Here is a 19,653-nt window from a genome sequence, read left to right on the forward strand (position 1 = left end):
GCGCGTCCTGGCCGTCGCCTTCCCGCGAGAGACGGGCCTTCAGCGCGGCGATGCGGGCCTCGTACCGGCGGCGCTGGCCCAGCGACAACAGCATGACGCAAATGGCGAGGCAAACCGCGCCGGCCGCCGCCGCGAGGATCAGGTCATACGAAGTCATCAGGCGCGTTGCTTACCCCAGCGGGTCGTCGAATCAGAATCCCAGATTAACCGGATCGTGGCCAGAGGGCGATCAAGGCCGGCGGACGCGTTCCCCGAGGATTTCGCCGGACGGCCGGTGGTTTCTCGCGCCAATCGCTCTATTTGGAATCTCATGATCTGGTCCGACCGCCCCGCCCCCTCGCTCGACGACTTCGCCCTGCTGGCCAAGCAGGCGTTCGACGCCCTGCCCGACGGCTTTCGACAGCTGTCCGGCGACGTCGTCATCCGGGTCGACGACTTCCCCGCCGACGAGGTGCTGGACAGCCTGGGCATCGAGGATCCGTTCGAGCTGACGGGCCTCTATCAGGGCGTCGACCTGGGCCGGCGGTCGGTGCTGGACCCGGCGGCCGAGCCGTCGCGCATCTTTCTCTATCGTCGCCCGATCCTGGACGAATGGGCCGAACGGGGCGACGTGCCCCTTGGCGAGCTGATCTCCCACGTGCTGGTCCATGAGATCGGCCACCATTTCGGTCTGTCGGACGACGACATCCATCGCATCGAGGACGAGGCATGAGCGAGGTTTCTGGTCCGTTGTTCGACGTGGACGCCTGGCGCGAACGGATGGACGCGCGCTGGTTCGACAGCGGCGTGGCCATGGCCGAAGCCGGCGCGGTCGACCTCGTCGCCCTTGAGGAGGACCTGGTCACCGCCCATGTCCTGGGCAGCCAGGGCGACCGCTATATCGTCATGCTGCGCGCGCCCGCTGGCGAGGGAAGCTGTACCTGCGAGGGCTTTCGCAAGTTCGGCGGCTGCAAGCATCAGGCCGCCACGGTGACCGCCGCGAACGCCGCGGGTCCGGCCAGGATTCGCGAACGCATGGCCCGCCTTCGCGACGGTCTCGCGCTCGACGGCAAGGAGGCGCTGATCGAGCGTCTCGTCGAACTGGCCCGCCGCGATCCCAGCCTGCTGGCGGCGCTGGAGGGACTCTAGACCCGCCAGCTGTCGGCTCATCTCGGCGGCGCGGCGCAAAAAGTCGTGAACGGGTAGACTCCCTTAGGATTTGGCGTGTTATGCTGCATCGCAACATTGCGGATGCGCCATGCTCTATGCCCTGCATGAGGCGGCTTATTACGCCTCCACTCCGATGCGCCTCGCGGCGCTGGCGGCCCGGGACTTCTGGGGATCGCCGCTGAATCCGGCCGCCGAGTCGGCGGTTGGCCGTCGACTCCATGCCGGCGCGGACCTGTTCGCCAACATCACCCGCCGCTACGGCAAGCCGGGCTGGAACATCGACAAGGTCAAGGTCGGCCAGGTCGATGTGCGCGTGCGGCCCACGGTCGTCTGGGAGAGCCCCTGGGCGCGCCTGATTCAGTTCGACCGCGACATGGCGGACATGCGCCGGGCCGGAAAGTTCAGCCTCGATCCGGCCGTGCTGATCGTCGCGCCCCTTTCGGGCCACTACGCCACCTTGCTGCGCGGCACGGTCGAGGCGTTCCTGCCCGACCACGCCGTGTTCATCGTCGACTGGGTCAACGCCCGCGAGGTCTCGGTCCTGGAGGGCCGTTTCGACTTCCACGACTATATCGACCACGTCATCCAGATGCTGGCGGTGCTGGGTCCGCGCCCCAACGTGCTGGCCGTCTGCCAACCGGGGCCGCCCGTCCTGGCCGCCGCCGCCGTGATGGCCGAGCAGAACCACCCGTCGCGTCCGGCCAGCATGACCTTCATGGGCTCGCCGATCGACGCGCGCCTGTCGCCGACCGTCACCAACCAGCTGGCCGAGGAAAAGCCGTTCACCTGGTTCCAGTCGAACATGATCTACACGGTGCCGCCGCCCTATGCGGGCGCGGGCCGCCGCGTCTATCCGGGCTTCGTCCAGCTGGCCAGCTTCATGAGCATGAACGCCGAGCGCCACCAGGAAGCCCACCGCCGGTACTTCAACGATCTGGTCAAGGGCGACGGCGACAGCGCCGACAAGCACCTGGAATTCTACGACGAATACCTGTCGGTGCTGGACCTGACGGAAGAGTTCTATCTGCAGACCATCGACATCGTCTTCCAGCAGCATCTGCTGCCGAAGGGCGAGCTGACGCATCGCGGCGCGAAGGTCAGGCCCGAGGTGATCGCCGATATCGGCCTGATGACGGTCGAGGGCGAGAACGACGACATCTCCGGCATCGGCCAGACCCAGGCCGCGCATGGCCTGTGCCCGAACATTCCCGAGGCGCTGAAGCTGGACTACGTCCAGCCCGGCGTCGGCCACTATGGCGTGTTCAACGGTCGCCGCTTCCGGGAGGAGATCTATCCGCGCGTGCGCCGCTTCATCCGCAAGTGCGATCCGCACTTCGAGGAAGAGGTGTAAGCCCGGCGCCGGCAAAAGCCGCTCGAACCCGGCTTAATAGGCGTTCTCGGTCAGCAGCAGAGAAGGAATGGTCAGAAGGACGATCTTGGCGTCCTTCAGGATCGACCAGGTCTGGATGTAGTCGATATCGGCCTCGACGCGCCGCCGCATGGCCTCGACCGTCTCGGTGCCGCCGCGCAGGCCCTTCACCTGGGCCCAGCCGGTAAGGCCAGGACGGGCTTGGTAGCGAGCATAGTATTCGGGGATCCGCGAGCCGTAGTACTCATCATGCGCGGCGGCGTGCGGCCTCGGGCCCACCAAGGACATGTCGCCCCGCAACACGTTCAGCAGCTGCGGCAGCTCGTCGATGCTGGTGGCCCGCAGGAAGCGTCCCACCCGCGTGACGCGCTGGTCGTTACGCTGGGCCTGGGTCAGGTCCTGACCGTCCTCCAAGCACCGCATGGTGCGAAGCTTCAGGATCTGAAAGCGCGCGCCATTCAGGCCGCCTCGGGTCTGGCGGAAGAGGGCCGGTCCCGGCGACTCCAGCTTGACCAGCAGCGCCGCGATCAGCAGCGTCGGCGCGAATAGGATCAGCAAGGCCGTGGAGGCCATCACGTCCAGCGCGCGCTTACGAATGTCGAAGGCGACTCTCGCTGGCGCTTCGCTCAATCTTGGCGAGAGAACATCGATATACGACTCCCCGTCCACCAGATCACCTTTTATGTTCCCCACCACGTCCCAGACCGGTTTCCAGTTCCGAGATCTTCAGGCTAGCGCAAATATATCGATGCGTCGCCGACAAAAATTCACGGTGCTCGGCATTATCCTTAACGGCAATACACTCTGCTCTTTCATCGGGCGTTAGAGACGCGATGTTACATCTGTTGGCGTTAGGAGTGCTGACAGATGATCGACGCCAAGATGTCCTTCGCCCGAGTTGAGGCCGTCGCGACGCCGTCGCGGGACTCGCGCTTGCCGCGCATGGCGGGACTTGGCCTAGCCGCTCTGATCTCCGCCGCGCTTTGGGGCGCCCTCGCCGCGACGGTCGCCCACTTTCTCTGAATTCAAGCCTCCGGCCAACAGACGCCGCTTGCTTAAGCCGCGCGACATCGTTCGCGCGGCTTTCGTCATTTTAGCGCCGACGCCGTCGCCATGAGAAAAGCCCCGACGCCTTGAGCGCCGGGGCTTTTTGTTCCGCGACCTTCGCCAAGCCAAAGGGCTCGGAGGATCAGACCGCCCGCGTCCAGAAGGCGGTGCCGGGCACCTGACGCTCGACCCAGTGATAGTTCAGGTCCTGCCAGGGCGTGGCCCAGGGCGTCAGATTGTCCAGCACCCAGTCGCCGCTCTTGAGCGAGACCATCAGAACGGCGTGGCTCTCGCCGCGCGCGGTGACCGCGACCGCCATCGACAGAGCGCCTTCCGGCACGCCGGCGGCGATCAACTGACGGCGCTTCTCCAGCGCGTAGTCCTCGCAATCCCCATAAAGCTTGCCGTTCACCAGCTTGGGCAGCGACCAGTATTCGGGCTGGCCATAGAGATCCATGTCGCTGGCGCTATGGACATCGCGATTGACCGACTGATTGATCTGATTGACCAGCTTGAGTTGGTCGCGCTCGGCGCGCGCGGTCCAGGCCGGCGCCGAGACGGCGGCGGCGGACGCGGCGGCGGCCTCGCGAACCTGACCGGCCGCGACGAAATCCTCCACCGCGGCGACCTTGAACATCTCGACCTTCTGGATCGTGACCAGGCTCGCCTCGAAAGCGTCAAGCGGCGCGGCGACCGCGCCCTCGAAACGGTGCGCGCCCGTCACGCCGACAGAGGCGGTCGGCATATCGTTGCCCGCCGGCGCGATGCCGAGCAGCGCCAGCTGGCTGTTCGGTACGCCGCAGGTCTGGGCGTCGCGGCGGCATAGATCGGCAAAGCCCATGGGCGCGCCCATGCCCTCGCCACGGGGCATAAAGGGCATCGAGCCGGCTTGAGCCTGAGCCCCGGCCATCATCGCCGCGGCGCCAACCAAGCTCACGATAATGTTTCGTGCTTTGAACATGCCAACCCCGCTGTGTTCGTGGGGTCAGTATTCAAATTATCGCTAAATATCGGGCGAATTTAGATGGTATAATCTACGTGTTTAACTGTGGTGATTTCAAAATTAACTACAATGAAATGGAAATTTACTTGGTAAATTGCTAGCAAATGACCGTGCTGAATTGTAGGTTAACAGCGCTCCACCCCGTTGAACCGCAACGCCGCCTAGGGCAAAATCGCGGCTTAAATTCCGGCGCTTTCCCGCCGCTCAGGCCCGCTTCATGTTCAAGACCCTTTTCCGTCCCAAGCAGCAGCCCCGGCGGGCGCCATCGACGGAGGGCCACGTGCTCTACGCGGTCGGCGACGTTCATGGCCGGCTCGATCTGCTGGACGGCTTGATCGCCCGGATGACCGAAGACTACCAAGCCTTGGGGCGGTCCGAGCCCCCGGTGCTGATCATGCTGGGCGACTACATCGATCGCGGGGCTCAGTCGGCGCAGGTAATCGACCGCCTGATCGCGCTCCAGGGCCAGGCGCGGGAGGGACGCTTCATCCTGCGCGCCTTGATGGGCAACCACGAAGAAACCCTTCTGCACTTCCTGGACGACCCGCAGGCGGGACCGTCCTGGGTCGAATACGGCGGCGGGCAGACCCTGGACTCCTACGGCGTTCGCCCGCCCGTGGGGCGGGCGGAGCCCGAGGCCTGGGAACAGACTCGGCAGGCCTTCCGCGCCGTCTTCCCGCCAGAGCACGAAGCCTTCCTGCGCCACCTGGAGCTTGTGGTCAGCTATGGCGACTACGTCTTCGTTCACGCCGGGGTTCGCCCGGGCCTGCCACTGGAGCGGCAGACGGCCGCGGATCTGCTTTGGATCCGCAACGACTTCCTCGACCACCCGCACGGACTGAAGGCCACGGTGGTCCATGGCCACACGCCGGTCGAAGACGTCTATGTCGGACGCCAGCGGATCAATGTCGACACCGGCGCCTATGCCACCGGCGTCCTGACGGCCGTCAGACTGGACGGCGGCGAACCCAGCATCATTCAGTTCGGTAAAGCGCGGGCCGCGTAAGACCTAGTCTTGTTCATCTCGTGGTCACGTGCCATGTGGCATTGCAAAATCCAAACTCGACAAGACTTATGGTGGGAAGCTTCGTTATGAGCTGTGTCTCGAAAGTCGCGCGTACTCTTGCAATGCTGGGCCTGATCGCCGGCATGACGACCGTCGCGATGAGCGGCGTCGCCGACGCCCGGCAGGCGGCCATAGGCGACAAGCCGGTGAGCGCTCCGGCTCAGTCGGAAGACTACCTGCTCGGCGCGGGCGATAAAGTCCGGGTCACGGTGTTCGGCGAGGACTCGCTGTCGGGCGAATTCTACGTCACCGGCAGCGGCCTGATGTCCTTGCCGTTGATCGGCGAGATCAAGGTCGCCGGCCTGACCGTTGGCCAGTTCCAGGCCGCCGTTCAGAAGGCTCTCAGCGACGGATACCTGAAGGAGCCCCGAGTCAGCGCCGAGGTGCTGACCTTCCGTCCGTTCTACATTCTCGGCGAAGTCGACAAGCCGGGCACCTATCCCTACACCTCGGGATTGACCGTGCTCAACGCGGTGGCCACCGCCGGCGGCTTTACCTATCGCGCCGACAAGAAGAGCGTCTACATCAAGCACAACGGCGAAACCAAGGAAGTGAAGGGCGAGCTGAGCCCCTCCACCATGGTCGCCCCCGGCGACACCATCCGGATCGGCGAACGCTTCTTCTGATCCTGGGCGACGCCCCCCTGGACCCGGCGAGGCCTCGCCGGGTCTTTCATCGCGGGGCCCGGAGACCCTCGCGCGATAACCGCGAATATGGCATTCACGCGCGATCCGGGGTCACCGGTTCCGCTATCGTCGTCAAGGGCGTGAAGAGCTCTCCTTGTCCGCCACCCGTTTACGCCAGGATCTGTGGCTGCTGGACGCGAAGGTCCAGGCCAACGCCTTCGAACTCTATCGCCAAGGCTGCGCGCATCTCTTCGACATAACCCTGATGTCGCCGGAGGCGAGGTTCTACAATCGCCTCGAAGGCTACAATCTGGACAGCGTCGTGCTGGCGCGCTGTGTCGGCGTGGCGCAGCGCTTCGAGCGCAACCTCGGCCACATCCTGGCGGATGGCGGCGACACGGTCCTGATCGTCATGGACCTGGTCTCGAGCGACTGGGCGGGCGACTATGACGGCCGACCAGCCTCCAGCCAGCGGGGCGAGGTTCGCTTTATCGACATGGCGCGCCCCTTCGATATGACGGTCGCCAGCGACTATCGCACCCTTCATATGATCCTGCCCCGGGCGGCGCTGGGCGAGGCCTCGACCTTGGATTTCCATGGCCTGGTGGTTTCCGGCGCCGACGACGGTTGTCGTATGCTGGTGGCCTATCTACGCGCGCTGGAAGCCTCCCTGGACCAGTTGACGACCGCCGACGCCGCGACGGCCGCCAAGGCCATCGCCGTGCTGGCGGCGGGGGCTCTGGAGGCGCGGGCCGAGCGGACGCCCGGCGATCCGCGGCCGATCGAGAAGATGCTGCTGTCCGAGGGGCGACGCTTCATCGAGGAACGGCTGGACGACGTGGCCCTTTCGCCCGAGCTGGTGCGCCAGCGGTTGGGCGTGTCGCGCAGCCTGCTCTACCGGGCCTTCGAGCCCGTGGGAGGCGTCAGCGCCTTCATCCAGGCGCGGCGCCTCGATCAGGCTTTCGACGCCATCCTGCGGGATCGCGCGGAGCAGCACACCCTCGGCGAGATCGGCTATCGTCACGGCTTCAGGTCGGACGCCCATTTCAGTCGGGCGTTTCGAGCCCGTTTCGGCGTCGCGCCCGGCCGCCTTCGACGCCTGGGCGAAGCCGCCCGCCTGGAAGGGCTCTCGGCGCTCGAGCGCCCCGACGACGTCTGGGCCTGGCTACGGAGCGTCTGACCTTCTCCGCGTCCTGGAGCAAGCCGCGCGACACAGGAATCGCGGTGCCTGCTTTAGATTTCTGCTTTCGCATCGCTTTTCGCGGAAAACCGGCATCCACTTTTCCGCGCTATGCTCTAGCCGTTAGCCTGAAATCGGGATCGATTTCGGGCGTCAAAAAGGCTCTAAATCAAATGTTTAGAACCTGAGATGAGCTGAAACCGTTTCCCACTTTCAGCCTCACGCTCTAGAAAGACGCGGATTCGCGGCATCGGTTCGCGAACCTATCGTGGGGGAGCCGACGCCGTGATGATTGTCCGTCTCTTCGATGGCGCGGTCCGCGACCGATGAAGCCGCTCTTCGTGGCCATTGAAGGCATCGACGGCGCGGGCAAGGGCACGACCACCCGCAACGTCAAGGCCCTCCTCGAACAGCGGGGGCTGAACGTCGCGACGCTCAGCTTTCCGAACTACGGCGCCACCCAGGCGGCCCGCTCGATCGAGGCCATGCTGAATGGCCAGTTCATGCCGACCTCGGCCTACCACATCGCCACGCTTTTCTCCTTGGATCGGGCCGAGACCCTCGCCGGCAAGGCGCCATGGGATTGCGACGTCGTCGTTTGCGACCGCTACACGGCCTCGAACGCCGCGTTCCAGGGCGCGCGCCTGCCGGCGGCCGAGCTGGACAGCTTCCTGAGCTGGCTGTTCGACTACGAGTTCTCCCGCCTGGGCCTGCCCCGACCCGACCTGCAGGTCCTTCTGAAGATCGATCCCAAGACCGCAAGCGCCCTCGTTTTGAAGAAGGGTCAGCGGGACTATACCGACAAGGACCAGGACCTGTTCGAGACCGACGCTCGCTACCAGGAGTCGGTGGCGGCCGCCTATGATCGGATCTCGGCGCACCCGCTGGCCGGCCGATGGGAGGTGGTGGCGGTCGACAGCGGCGGAGACCTGCGGACGCCCGAGGTGATCGCGGCCGATGTCGCGGAGCGGGTGCTGGCGCGGCTATAGGCCGTTCCCTAGAACGCGTTAGGTTTAAGTGTGAGCGGTTAAACCGCTCGAACGCGCTCTAAATGTTTGAGTCTAAATCCCGTCCGCGCCTATCGCTTCGACGCGGCCAGTTGAGCCTTGGTGCGCTCGGCCACGATCAGGAACGCCAGACCGATCCGGCCGGACGGATCGCGGATCTCGTTCGCCAGCGTCTTCAGCCGATCCTCGCCCCCTCGCGCATATTCGATCCGCGCCTGATACATGACCTGCTGACGGCTGGAGGGGGTCAGCGCGGGCCAGTGCTCGTAGGCCAGGCGCGCGCGGCTCATGAAGAGACTGGTCTGCAGCGGCGCGACGGCCAGGGAACGGTCGAGGGCGAGATTGGCGGCCGTGACGTCGTTGCGCTGGAAGTCGATCGCCGCGCGCCGCAACCAGGCCGCGCCGGCTCCCGGACGCATCGCCAGCTCCCGTCGGCTCAAGCGATCCAGTCGGGCCAGCGTGGCTGGATCGCGAGGATCGCGCGCCAGCTTGGCCTCGATCGCGCTGGCCAGCACCTCGGCGGAGGCGGTCGGCATGTCGGCGAGGTCGCCTCCGAAGCGCGAGGCGACCATCGGCGCCGCGACCAGCAGCGACGCGACGAAGGTCAGTCCGCCGAACGCCACCGCGCCTCGCCAAGGCGGCGCGGCCTTGCCGCGGCCCGGCAGGGCGGAAACGGCCGTCATCGCGCCCAGCCCGATGGCGAAAAGGGTCTGCAAGGCCGGGACCTGGACGGCGAAATCCGAGAACCCATGCGCCAGCACGAGGATCGCGGCGGCGACGCCGGCGCGCGCCAGGGCCGCGCTCGTTCCGGGCTTTACCCCTTGGACGGCGATACGGCCAAGAGCGATCAGCAGCCACGCGCCCATCAGCGCCGCGCCGACCACGCCCCCTTCCTCCAGCCACTGGAGATAGAGATTGTGGGACGCGCGAACATCGAACAGCACCGGCAGGTTCGTGCTGGTCATGATCATCTGATTGACGACCGGGAAGGACCCCAGGCCGAAACCGAACCACGGCGAGGACTGGAAGGCCTGCCAGTGGGCGTCGAAGATCATCTTGCGCACGGCGATGTCGCCGTCGAGGGTCTGCAGTCGCTGCGCCGTCAGGTCCGCGCTGCGCATGGCGACGCCAATCGCCACCAGCAGGGCGGCCGCCCCGCCGACGATGGCGATGGCTCGGACGCGGCGTCCTTGAGCCAGCACCTGCCAGGTCAGCAGGACCGCCAGTCCGACCACGGTCGAAAAGATCCCGCCGCGCGAGGCGGTCATGGCCAGCGCCACCGCGAAAATCGCGGCGGCCGCCACGCTCAGGCTCGCGTCGAGACCCAGCTTCTCGAGGCGAACCGAACCGCCCGTCTTCTGGATCGCTTGCGACAGGAACATGGCGGCGAAGACGAGACCGACACCCATCAGGCTGGCGGCGCTGTTCGGGCTCAGCAGGGTGGCTCTCAAGCGCGTACCGGCGCGCAACGACACATGGTCGATGATCGCGCCGACGGCGAAGACGGCCAAGCCCATCAGCAGCCACCAGAACAACGCCCTTCGGCGCGTCTCGGACGCCCCGATGATCTGGCTGGCGAGGAACAGGCAGGCCAGGCCGAGAAGGCGCAGGATGTTGAGAACCAGCGTCGATCGATCCACGGTGATCGCGCCGCCGTGGTCGCCGAGATAACGCCAGACCGGATGGGCGCCGCCAGGACCAAACGGAGTCAGCGGCCAGGCCACGGCGACCAGCACGACCGCGAACAGCAGCCCCGGCCATGGCTTCGCAAGCGGCAAGGGAACCTTGCGCGCCCAGCCGCAGGTCGCCAGCAGGATCAGGAGAAAGGCGGCGTGCGCGACGCCGAAGACCGCCGCGACCACGACGTCGCTGGCGCCGAAGGCCAGCAACTCCACGAGCACGAGCGCGACGAGGGCGCCGATCGCGACGCCCTCGGACACCCGCAGGGTCCGGACCTTGCCCGCGCGGGGCGGCGACGAGTCTCCGCCCCGCCGGGATTTAGTCCGCATAGTACTTTCGATAGTTCGCGTAGTAGTAGTAGGAGTCGCCGTAGCCGTAACGGGCCTGAGCCTTCAGGTCCATCTGCGTCAGGGCCACGCCGGCGATGAACGCGCGGGTGCCTTGCAGCAGGCTGAGGGCGGACTGTACGGCCTTGACCGGCGTCTTCTTCCAGCGGACCAGCATGACCACGGCGTCGGCGTGCGGCGCCAGGATGCGGGTGTCGGCGATCGCCAGCAACGGCGCGGTGTCCAGCAGGATGATCTCGAACCGACCGCGCAGATCCTGCAGCAGACGATGCATCGCCGCCGAGCCGAGCACGTCGCGCGGCGTATAGGCCGACTTGGCCAGCGGCAGGATCTTGGCGCCGCTCTCGTCGTCGACCAGGGCCTGATCCAGCGTCGCGACGCCGTTCAGGACCTCCAGCAGGCCGACCGGCGCCGGCTCCTTCAGGAACTGGCTGATCGCACTCTGGCGCAGGTCGCAGTCGACCACAACCACCTTGGCGCCCGAGGTCGCCAGGGTGCGGGCCAGCGAGAAGCTGGTCGTGGTCTTGCCCTCGCCCGGCAGGGAGGACGTGACCGCGATGACCTGGATCTTCTCGCCCACCTTGGAGAACAGCACCGAGGCCCGCAGCTTGCGGAGGCTTTCGGCGAAGCTCGAGAGCGGCTTGGCCAGCAGGTAATCGGGCGGCGTCAGGCCCTTCAGGGTCTTAGCGTCGTCGACGGTGGTGCCCAGCGTCGGGACAGCGCCCAGATAGGGCAGGCCCAGACGACGCTCGACCTCGTCCTCGGTGAACAGGCCCGCCATCATGATCTCGGCCAGCACCACGGCGGCCGCGCCCGCGCCGATCGCCAGAACCAGGCCCAGGGCCATGTTCAACGCCGGCTTGGGATAGCTGGGTCCGGTCGGGATCTTGGCCGGCGACACCACGCGGGCGTCAGCCTGCTCGATGCCCTGCTGGGTCGAGGTCTGCTTGAAGCGCGCCAGAAGGGTCTCGTACAGATTCTTGACCGAGTCGGCTTTACGCTGCAGCTCCGCCAGACCAATGCTAGCTCGGTTGTTGCCGGCCAGGGCGCCCTTCGAGGTCGAGACGCTGGCCGCCACGGAACCGGTCCGCTGGCGAGCCACCTTGGCCTGGGCTTCGAGGCTGGAGATGATCCGCTTGATCTCGGCCTGGATCTGACCGTCGATATCGGCCAGCTCGCGCTTGGCCTTGAGCAGGTCCGGGTGTCGATCGCCATAACGGCCGCTGAGGTCGGCGACCTGGGCGCTCTTGGCGGCGCGCTGCTGACGCAGCTGCTGGACAACCGGCGAATTCAGGGACTCGCCCACGTCTTCGCCGTTGCTGCCCGAGGCGAGTTGCTGGCGCGCGATGGCCAGGCGGGCGTCGGTCTCGGCCTGGGCGGCGCGGCTCAGGGCCAGCTGCTGGTTCAGGCCCGAGATTTCCTGCTCGGTGAGGTTCTGCCCCTCCGCGCTCATCAGGTTGTGTTCGATCTTGTACTGCTGAACGGCCGCGTCGGCCTGCTGGACCTGATCGCGCAGTTCGCCGACCCGCGTATCCAGCCATTCATTGGCCTTCTGGGTCGCGTCGAATTTCGCTTCCAGCTGTTCGGTCAGATACAGATTGGCGAAGGCGTTGGCGATCTCGGCCGCCCGCTTGGGGTCGACGTGGGTGTAGTCGATCGCGATCAGATAGGTCAGGCCCGCGCGCCGCACCTTCAACCCGCCCAACAGGTTGTCGACGATGCGCTCGCGGCGACGCTGCAGCTCGGCCGGATCGTTGGTGGCGGTCGGAGACGCCGCCTTCTTCAGGACGGACAGCCAAGCCGTCGGCCCCTGAGCGCCCGGGAGATAGGGGTTGAAATAGGGGTCTTGGTCGAGCTTCAGCTCCTTGACCACGCGACCGGCCAGCGACCGCGACTTGAGCACCTCGACCTCGGTGTCGACGACGGACGAGTCCGCCGGCAGACCCGACAGCACCGCGCTCATGTCGGTGACCTGTTCCTTGCGCACGTCCAGCATGACCTGGGCGGTCGCCGTATAGAGCGGCGTCTGCTGCAGAGTGAAGAGCACCACCGCCGCGAACACCACCACCGCGACCGCCGCGAAGAGGCGGAAGCGTCGCCTGAAGGTCGCGATCGCGACGTTCAGGTCAAAAGACAACGCTCCGGTGTCATTCACCGGAGCGTTCGAAGTTTCAAAACCGGAGCCGTCCATAACCACTCTCAGTAATCGGCAAATCTTGCCGTTTCGTGGACGTTTTTCAGATCCGCGAAGCGGTCTTAGAACTGCAGGGCCACCGAAGCGGTCAGCTTGTTGTCCTTGAACGACGAGGCCTTGGCCACGCCCGTCGAGTCTTGCTTCAGATAGTTGTAGGTCAGGAACAGGCCCACGCGACGGTTCAGCAGGTAGGTCGCCGTGGCCGAGAAGTTGTCGCGCTTGTCGGTCCGGTCGATGCCACGATAGTCGTCGTTGCTGTGGTTGTAGGCGGCCGACAGCAGGACGTTGCGCAGCAGCTCGTGGTCGATCGAGGCCCCGATGGTGTTCGAGATGAAGCCGCCGGCGCCGGGCGCCACCGATTCTTCGATCGTCCGCGAACCGTTCACGCCGACGGTGGTCAGCTGGCTCGGGAACCATTCGATATTGCCGGCGGCGCTGAAGCCGCTGACGTCCTTGAACGTCGCCAGATCATAGGACTGCTTCATGTAGCCGGCCTGGATGTCGCCGCGCATCACTTGCGACAGATCGAAGTTGGCGCCGAGGCCGACCACGTAACCGTCCGAGGTCCGGTTGGTCGCCGGAGTCTTGAGGTCGTAGTCCTTCTTGTTGCCGGTGACCGTCGCATAGATGGCCGTATCCGGGCTGACCGCGTACTCGGCCTTGCCGCCGTAGTAGAACTCATTGCGGTCGCGGCTGTTCTGATTGAACGAGGCGACGCCCTGGTCCTTGTAATTGAAGTCCTTGTCGTCCAGGCGCCCGGTCAGGCGCAGACGGTTGAACTCCTTGACGCCGACCAGGCTGGTGGTGACCAGGTTGTACTGAACCGGCTTCGGCGTGGCGCCGGCCGGCGTACCGGCGGTGATCGCGGTGCGCGGTTCGGTCAGGCGCTGGAACTGAGCCGTGCCGGAGATATTCGAGCCGCGCGCGATGTCCAGGCGACCATTGGCCGACACCGTGTACTCTTCGGTGTTTTCCGTGTCGTGGTCGGCATAGCGGATGATGTTGCCGCCCGCGAAGAAGCCGATGGCGTTACGCGACCAGTCCGAACGGACGGCCAGCTCAGGCTTCACGCGCCAGATGTTGTCATCGATCTTGCCGGTCGCGACGGCGTAGATGTTGTCGTTATGCTCCAGATCCACCGTAACGCGCGGATAGACGGTGAAGCCGCCGGCCTTCTGACCCGTCGCCTCGTAGTCCGGGCGCGGCCGGTCACGAACGCTGACGTTCCGATCGCGGCTGAAGTTGGAACCAAGGTCCTGCGCCTGCGCGAATTGCGGCGCGGTCAACGCGATACAGGCCGCTACGGCCGAGCACGTCAGAATTCGCATATCTTATCCCCACCAGTAGGAGACGCCCGGCGCGCGTCGTGACGCGCCGATCCGCCCAAGCAACTCGGTATTAGCCGCCGCAGTAAGCGGCGGTCACGCCAGCGCACGGATCGTAAGGCGCCGTCGTTGTCGTATTCGTGTTGGTGTTCGAGCCCGTGGTGCTCGCGCTGCCGGCCGTGTTGGTGTTGGCCGGAGCGGTCGACGAGACGCCTTGCAGGCTGACCAGAACGCTCGGCGCGCCCGTCGGGGTGGTCGCGGCCGTCTGGGTCACCGTGGCCGACTGACCGGTTTGGGCCAGCTGCTGGGTCACGGCCGGCGCCTGAGCGACGGTCTGAGCCATCTGCGGCGCGACGGCGGCGGCGACCTGGATGGCGACGCCGGCGCTGACCGTGCCGTTCGACACGGCGGTGATCAGGGCCTGCGAGATCGCCTGGGGCGAAGCGCCCGAAGCGGCCAGCGCGTTGGACACGGCGGCCTGGATGGCGGCCAGCTTTTCAGCCGGCGACAGGCTGGCGAAGCCCGGCTGCTGCGCGGCGGTGGCGGCGGCCGTTTGAATGGTGCTTTGCAGCGAGGCGGCCGTGGGGGCCGGCGTGGCTTGAGCCCAGACCTGGCCAGCGCCCACGGGCGCGAGCGCGACGGCCAGACTGACCGCGATGGCGCGAACGCGATTGAAAGCCATGAGGACTGCTCCCTCCAATTGATCGGCGTCCCTTTAGGACAATGTAAAAAAATGCTCCAGCCCGGATGACGATGTTTTGTCGCTTTTGCCGCCAAAACGTCTCTTCGAGGCCACACCCGGACGCGGCGATTTTAAAGAACTGACGCAAACACCCCTAGATCTGGCTTGTGACAGTCGCCATCACTTGAAAGGGCTTCACAGAATTATCGCTGTCCGCTTAACCCATAAAAGATCACGGGCCGCGCCCAATGGCAACGGTCACAACCTAGAATCAATTGGGAATGCGAAGAATCTGGTCGCTTTCGCGTATCAGGCGACCAAATAGCTCCAAATATCCGCAAATCTTAAGGTTAAGATTGGGGGGTCCCCGCTAGGCCGCGACGGTGGATACGTCCGAAGCCTGCCCCGCTTGGACGAGACAGCCGTACCATCCCAGGCCCGAATAGGTCTCGTAGCCGGGCGTCAGGGCGTATCCGACGGTGCTGTCGCCGTCGGCGTAGCTGCCCATGGGCCCGCCGGAAACGTCCAGCGGAAAGATCTCGGTCAGCACGCCGCGATTGTCGGAGGCCGCCAGCACGCGCCCCTTCTGATCCAGAAGCAGAACGCGCGAACGTTCGCGCTCCTCGGGCGTCAGGCGCACGCCGTCGACCACGGCCTGGGCCTGGGGCCGCCAGTCGAAATGCACGCCCAGGACACCGAGCACCTCGCCCCGGCTCCGACCGCCCGCGCGGATGGCGGTGGCGTAGGTGGCGACCGGCGCGTCGTCCAGCGCGCGGGCCCGCTCGATATCACAGGCCACGAAATCGTCCCCGCTGGCCGTGCGCAGGCCCTCCCGGAACCAGGGCGCGTCCGCCACCGACAGGCCGACGACGTTCGGATACCGGCGAGGGCGCCCATTGGCGATCACGCGTCCGCGCGCATCGCAGATCCAGAGGTCGAGATAGACCGTGTAGGCGTCCAGAATCACGCCCAGCCGCTCGCTGGCGTGGCGGCGCGCGGCGACGCCATCGTCGGCCAGACAGGCCACGACGGCCGAGTCCGTGGCCCACCACCGCACGTCGCAGGTGCGCTCGTAGAGATTTCGGTCGACGATCTCGATGGCGTTGAGGGCGAGGTCCGCCAAGCGCTGACCGCGCAGATGACCCAGAATCGCCCCGCCGACGGCCGAGAGTTCGTCCAGATCGGCGCGAACCTGGCTTTCCAGCGCCGCGGCGACCGAGTCGATCTCGGTCGAGATCTTCTTGAACTCCTCGGCGACGATGGCGAAACCCTTGCCCGCCTCGCCCGCGCGCGCCGCCACGATCAGGGCGTTGATCGCCAGCATCTTGGCCGCCCGGTTCACCCGAGCGATCTCGCCGATCTTGGCCCCCGCCACGCTCGACAGTCGGTCGGAAAGGTCCAGGATCCTTTCCGGACGAAGACTGACGTCTGACTCCATACTCCGCACACCCCACGCGAACGCCTGGGCGAATCGCCCAACCCTAGGAAGATGGCGCCCGCCTTAAGGCCGGACGATACGGACGGCGGGGAGATCCGGCCTTCCCGGGATCTTTACGCACGGAAGCGCCGGCGCGCCCTGCGATTGGGCGCCCGGCGCTTGGAAAACAAACACTTGCTCAGAAACTAAGCCATAAAGCTCAGCGTCAGACGTCGACCTCGGCGTCCAAGGCGTTTTCCTGGATGAACTCGCGACGCGGCTCGACGAGGTCGCCCATCAGGCGGCTGAACATGTCGTCGGCGTCGTCGGCGTGGTTGACGCGAACCTGCAGCAGGGTGCGAGCCTCCACGTCCAGGGTCGTCTCCCAGAGCTGGTCGGGATTCATCTCGCCCAGCCCCTTGTAGCGCTGGATGGTCAGGCCCTTCCGGCCGGCGTCCAGCACCGCGTTGACCAAGTCCAGCGGACCGCGGATCGTGGTCGACTTGTCCTTGCGGCGGAACACGGCGCGGCCCGAGAACACCTCCGCCAGCTTGACGGCGCGTTCGGCCAGGCGACGGGCGTCGGCGGCGTGCAGCAGGACATCGTCCAGCACGATCCGCTCGGACACCCCGCGACGAACGCGGCTGAACACGAAGCCGGTATCGCCGCGCTCGCCCGACCAGGGACCGTCGCCCTCCTCGGCATAGAGGTCCAGGCGCTTGGCCGCCGCCGCGGCGTCCGGCGCCTCGCCCAGCAGACCGGCCAGGGCGGCCTGTTCGATGGCGGAGGCCGGCGCGCGAGCGGCCAGGCGGTCGATATTGCCCTTGGCCGAGCGGCAGGTCTGGACCAGGGCCAGCAGGTCCTGCCCGGTCATCCGCTCGCCGGACGCCAGGTCCAGCTCGGCCCCGTCGACGCCTTCGTCCACCAGGAACGCGTCCATCTCGGCGTCGTCCTTCAGGTAGCGCGAGGACTTGCCCTTGGCCGCTCTATAGAGCGGCGGTTGGGCGATGTAGATGTAGCCGCGCTCGATCAGCTCCGGCATCTGCCGGTAGAAGAAGGTCAGCAGCAAAGTGCGGATGTGGGCGCCGTCGACGTCGGCGTCGGTCATCAGCACGATCTTGTGGTAGCGCACCTTGTCGGGATTGAAGTCGTCACGGCCGATGCCGGCGCCCAGCGCCGTGATCAGCGTGCCGATCTGGTCGGACGACAGCATCTTGTCGAAGCGGGCGCGTTCGACGTTCAGGATCTTGCCGCGCAAGGGCAGGACCGCCTGATTGTCGCGATTGCGGGCCTGCTTGGCGGACCCGCCCGCCGAGTCGCCCTCGACGATGAACAGTTCGGACTTGGCCGGGTCGCGTTCCGAACAGTCGGCCAGCTTGCCGGGCAGCGAGGTGATGTCGAGCGCGCTCTTGCGCCGGGTCAATTCCCGCGCCTTGCGCGCGGCCTCGCGGGCGGCGGCGGCCTCGGCGATCTTGCTGACGATGGCCTTGGCCTCGTTCGGATGCTCCTCGAACCAGGTCGCGAGCCCCTCCTGGACCAGGCCTTCCACCGCCGGGCGCACCTCCGACGAGACCAGCTTGTCCTTGGTCTGCGAGCTGAACTTGGGATCCGGCACCTTGACCGACAGCACGCAGGTCAGGCCCTCGCGCGCGTCCTCGCCCCCGAGGCTGACCTTTTCCTTCTTCAGGATGCCGGAGCTTTCGGCGTAGTTGGTGATGATCCGCGTCAGCGCCGCGCGGAACGCCGAAAGGTGCGTGCCGCCATCCCGCTGCGGGATGTTGTTGGTGAAGCACAGCATCTGCTCGTGGTAGCTGTCGTTCCACCAAAGGGCGAGATCGACCTCGACCTTGTCCTTGACGCCGCGCACCGTGATCGGCGCCTTCAGCAGCGGGGCCTTGGCCTTGTCCAGGTGGCGAACGAAGGCCTCGATGCCGCCCTCGTAATGCAGCTTTTCTTCCCAGGGTTCGGCGTCGCGGTGATCCTTGAACCAGATCGTCACGCCCGAATTCAGGAAGGCCAGCTCGCGCAGGCGATGCTCCAGCGTCTTCCGGTCGAATTCGATGAAGGCGAAGGTGTCCTTCGACGGGTAGAAGGTCACCTCGGTGCCCGTCAGGACCTCTCCGGCCTTCGGACCGTCCTCGCGCACCGGCGACTCCCCGGTCACCGCCAGCGAGGTCACCGCGTCGCCGCGCTCGAAGCGCATCTGATGGACCTTGCCGTTGCGGTGGATCAGCAGCTCCAGCCAGTCCGACAGGGCGTTGACGACCGAGACGCCCACGCCGTGCAGGCCGCCCGAGACCTTGTAGCTGTTCTGGTCGAATTTCCCACCAGCGTGCAGCTGGGTCATGATGACCTCGGCCGCCGACACGCCCTCGCCTTCGTGGATGTCGGTCGGAATGCCGCGTCCGTCGTCGGTGACGGTCACCGAGCCATCGGCGTTGAGGATCACCTGGACCTTGGTGGCGTGGCCCGCCAAGGCCTCGTCGATGGCGTTGTCGACCACCTCGTAGACCATGTGGTGCAGGCCCGAGCCGTCGTCGGTGTCGCCGATATACATGCCCGGACGTTTGCGGACGGCGTCGAGGCCTTTCAGCACCTTGATCGAATCCGCGCCATATTCGGCGGCGACGGCCTCTTCGTTCGGGTTTTCCGGCGGGACCTGGTCTTCGGTGTTCTCGGTCATTCGTCTTCCAGAACAGTCAGGCCAGCGTCGCCCACGCGAACGCCTAGCGCCCGACCCTTGAGATGGTCGAACAGCGACTCGTCCGTGCCGGTCAGGAAGGCCTGGAGCTTGAGCGCCGTCAGTTCGTCGGCCAGAGCGGCCCGACGGGTCAGGTCGAGATGCGCGGCGACTTCGTCGAGCAGTATTACAGGATTCGGCGCGGATTCCGCACGCGAAAGTCGCGCCGCCTGAGCCAAAATCAGGTTCAGGATCAGGGCTTTCTGCTCACCGGTCGAGCATTCCGCCGCCGGACGGTCCTTCTCGACGTGGAAGATGGCCAGATCGCCCCGATGGGGACCGGTCAGGGCCCGACCGGCGGCGCCGTCGCGGGCGCGCGCGACAGTGAGCGCGGCGGCTAACCTTTCCTCGATCTCGGCGAAAGGCGCGCCGTCCAGGGCCATCCCTTCCCAGTCGCCGGTCAGGGTGAGGCGCGCCTGGGGAAAGGGACGATCGCCGCGCCCGTCGATCTCGGCCTGCAACGCCAGAAGCGTGCGGGCCCGGGCCTGGGCCATCAAGGCGCCGCTTTCCGCGAGGCGAGCCTCCAGGGCGCTCAGCCAGGTCGCGTCCGGCGCCGTTCCGGCCTCATAGGCGTCGGTCAGCAGCCGCATTCGCTCCCGCTGGGCCTTGTCGTAGGCGTTGGCGTGGGCCGCGTGGCTGGGCTCTCCGGCGAAGACCAGGCGGTCGAAGAACTTGCGGCGCTCGGAGGCCGCCTCCAGGAAAAGGCGATCCTGGGCCGGCGTCAGCCAGATCGGACGAACGTGGTCGGCGAGCCGTCCCGGCGGCGCGGTCTCGCCCTCGATACGGACCGCGCGACGGGCCGCCCCGCCCTGCTCGACGCC

At 66.3% G+C, this 19,653-nt stretch carries 18 protein-coding genes; 8 read left to right on the plus strand and 10 right to left on the minus strand.

Features of this window, described 5'->3' with window-relative positions; genetic code table 11:
* Positions 1 to 157: hypothetical protein (locus FCU40_RS23395; RefSeq protein ID WP_168076851.1), on the minus strand; the 157-nt coding region annotated here is incomplete at its 3' end.
* A gap of 153 nt (positions 158 to 310) precedes the next feature.
* On the opposite strand from FCU40_RS23395, the gene FCU40_RS18225 reads away from it, so the two are divergent.
* From FCU40_RS18225 to phaZ, 3 genes are all read left to right on the plus strand, one after another.
* Positions 311 to 712, plus strand: a complete 402-nt coding sequence (locus FCU40_RS18225; RefSeq protein ID WP_168076854.1) for a metallopeptidase family protein — start codon at positions 311 to 313, stop codon at positions 710 to 712.
* Positions 709 to 1,128: a hypothetical protein gene (locus FCU40_RS18230; protein WP_168076856.1), complete on the plus strand. Its 420-nt coding sequence runs from the start codon at positions 709 to 711 to the stop codon at positions 1,126 to 1,128. Before FCU40_RS18225 ends, FCU40_RS18230 begins: the two co-directional genes overlap by 4 nt.
* Positions 1,129 to 1,237: 109 nt before the next feature.
* Positions 1,238 to 2,500, plus strand: a complete 1,263-nt coding sequence (gene phaZ / locus FCU40_RS18235) for a polyhydroxyalkanoate depolymerase (protein WP_168076858.1) — start codon at positions 1,238 to 1,240, stop codon at positions 2,498 to 2,500.
* Between the two features lie 33 nt (positions 2,501 to 2,533).
* On the opposite strand, the gene FCU40_RS18240 is transcribed toward phaZ, so the two are convergent.
* Entirely contained in the window at positions 2,534 to 3,187 is a 654-nt protein-coding gene (locus tag FCU40_RS18240; RefSeq protein WP_168076869.1) for an exopolysaccharide biosynthesis polyprenyl glycosylphosphotransferase, read from the minus strand.
* 198 nt (positions 3,188 to 3,385) lie between these two features.
* Here FCU40_RS18240 and FCU40_RS18245 point away from each other — a divergent pair, with 198 nt between their 5' ends.
* On the plus strand, positions 3,386 to 3,541 hold the full coding sequence (locus FCU40_RS18245) for a hypothetical protein (RefSeq protein WP_168076871.1): 156 nt from the start codon (positions 3,386 to 3,388) through the stop codon (positions 3,539 to 3,541).
* Between the two features lie 166 nt (positions 3,542 to 3,707).
* Here FCU40_RS18245 and FCU40_RS18250 read toward each other — a convergent pair whose 3' ends face one another.
* Positions 3,708 to 4,502 carry a transglutaminase-like cysteine peptidase gene (locus tag FCU40_RS18250; protein WP_241693642.1) on the minus strand — a complete coding sequence of 265 codons (795 nt, stop codon included), beginning with the start codon at positions 4,500 to 4,502 and terminating at the stop codon, positions 3,708 to 3,710.
* A 283-nt stretch (positions 4,503 to 4,785) separates the two neighbouring features.
* On the opposite strand from FCU40_RS18250, the gene FCU40_RS18255 reads away from it, so the two are divergent.
* The 4 genes from FCU40_RS18255 (at position 4,786) to FCU40_RS18270 (ending at position 8,429) form a co-directional block, all read left to right on the plus strand.
* A complete protein-coding gene (locus FCU40_RS18255; protein WP_168076875.1) occupies positions 4,786 to 5,574 on the plus strand; it encodes a metallophosphoesterase family protein in 789 nt (262 codons plus the stop codon).
* An 86-nt stretch (positions 5,575 to 5,660) separates the two neighbouring features.
* The gene (locus FCU40_RS18260; RefSeq protein WP_004615928.1) at positions 5,661 to 6,260 is read left to right on the plus strand and encodes a polysaccharide biosynthesis/export family protein; all 600 of its coding nucleotides are present in this window, start codon (positions 5,661 to 5,663) and stop codon (positions 6,258 to 6,260) included.
* A 154-nt stretch (positions 6,261 to 6,414) separates the two neighbouring features.
* Positions 6,415 to 7,440, plus strand: coding sequence for a helix-turn-helix domain-containing protein (locus FCU40_RS18265; protein WP_168076876.1), 1,026 nt, complete (start codon positions 6,415 to 6,417; stop codon positions 7,438 to 7,440).
* A 326-nt stretch (positions 7,441 to 7,766) separates the two neighbouring features.
* Entirely contained in the window at positions 7,767 to 8,429 is a 663-nt protein-coding gene (locus tag FCU40_RS18270) for a dTMP kinase (RefSeq protein ID WP_168076877.1), read from the plus strand.
* Positions 8,430 to 8,518: 89 nt separating this feature from the next.
* Here the strand turns inward: FCU40_RS18270 and FCU40_RS18275 are convergent, their stop codons facing one another.
* The 7 genes from FCU40_RS18275 to FCU40_RS18305 all read right to left on the minus strand — a co-directional run.
* Positions 8,519 to 10,456 (minus strand): O-antigen ligase family protein, encoded by a 1,938-nt coding sequence (locus tag FCU40_RS18275; RefSeq protein WP_168076878.1) that lies wholly within the window; start codon positions 10,454 to 10,456, stop codon positions 8,519 to 8,521.
* Positions 10,446 to 12,665, minus strand: coding sequence for a polysaccharide biosynthesis tyrosine autokinase (locus FCU40_RS18280; RefSeq protein WP_004615936.1), 2,220 nt, complete (start codon positions 12,663 to 12,665; stop codon positions 10,446 to 10,448). The genes FCU40_RS18275 and FCU40_RS18280 overlap by 11 nt, the downstream gene beginning before the upstream one ends.
* Positions 12,666 to 12,730: 65 nt before the next feature.
* Complete coding sequence (locus tag FCU40_RS18285; protein ID WP_168076879.1) at positions 12,731 to 13,996, minus strand: outer membrane beta-barrel protein; 1,266 nt, start codon at positions 13,994 to 13,996, stop codon at positions 12,731 to 12,733.
* A 70-nt stretch (positions 13,997 to 14,066) separates the two neighbouring features.
* Complete coding sequence (locus FCU40_RS18290; RefSeq protein WP_004615942.1) at positions 14,067 to 14,675, minus strand: hypothetical protein; 609 nt, start codon at positions 14,673 to 14,675, stop codon at positions 14,067 to 14,069.
* 370 nt (positions 14,676 to 15,045) lie between these two features.
* A complete protein-coding gene (locus FCU40_RS18295; RefSeq protein WP_241693643.1) occupies positions 15,046 to 16,113 on the minus strand; it encodes a methyl-accepting chemotaxis protein in 1,068 nt (355 codons plus the stop codon).
* 205 nt (positions 16,114 to 16,318) lie between these two features.
* A complete protein-coding gene (gene gyrB, locus FCU40_RS18300; protein ID WP_168076881.1) occupies positions 16,319 to 18,775 on the minus strand; it encodes a DNA topoisomerase (ATP-hydrolyzing) subunit B in 2,457 nt (818 codons plus the stop codon).
* On the minus strand, positions 18,772 to 19,653 hold an 882-nt coding region (locus FCU40_RS18305), incomplete at its 5' end, for a DNA replication and repair protein RecF (RefSeq protein WP_168076882.1). The genes FCU40_RS18305 and gyrB, both read right to left, overlap by 4 nt.

Origin of the sequence: Caulobacter sp. SSI4214 (genome assembly GCF_012184455.1) — a bacterium.
Classification (GTDB): domain Bacteria; phylum Pseudomonadota; class Alphaproteobacteria; order Caulobacterales; family Caulobacteraceae; genus Caulobacter; species Caulobacter vibrioides_E.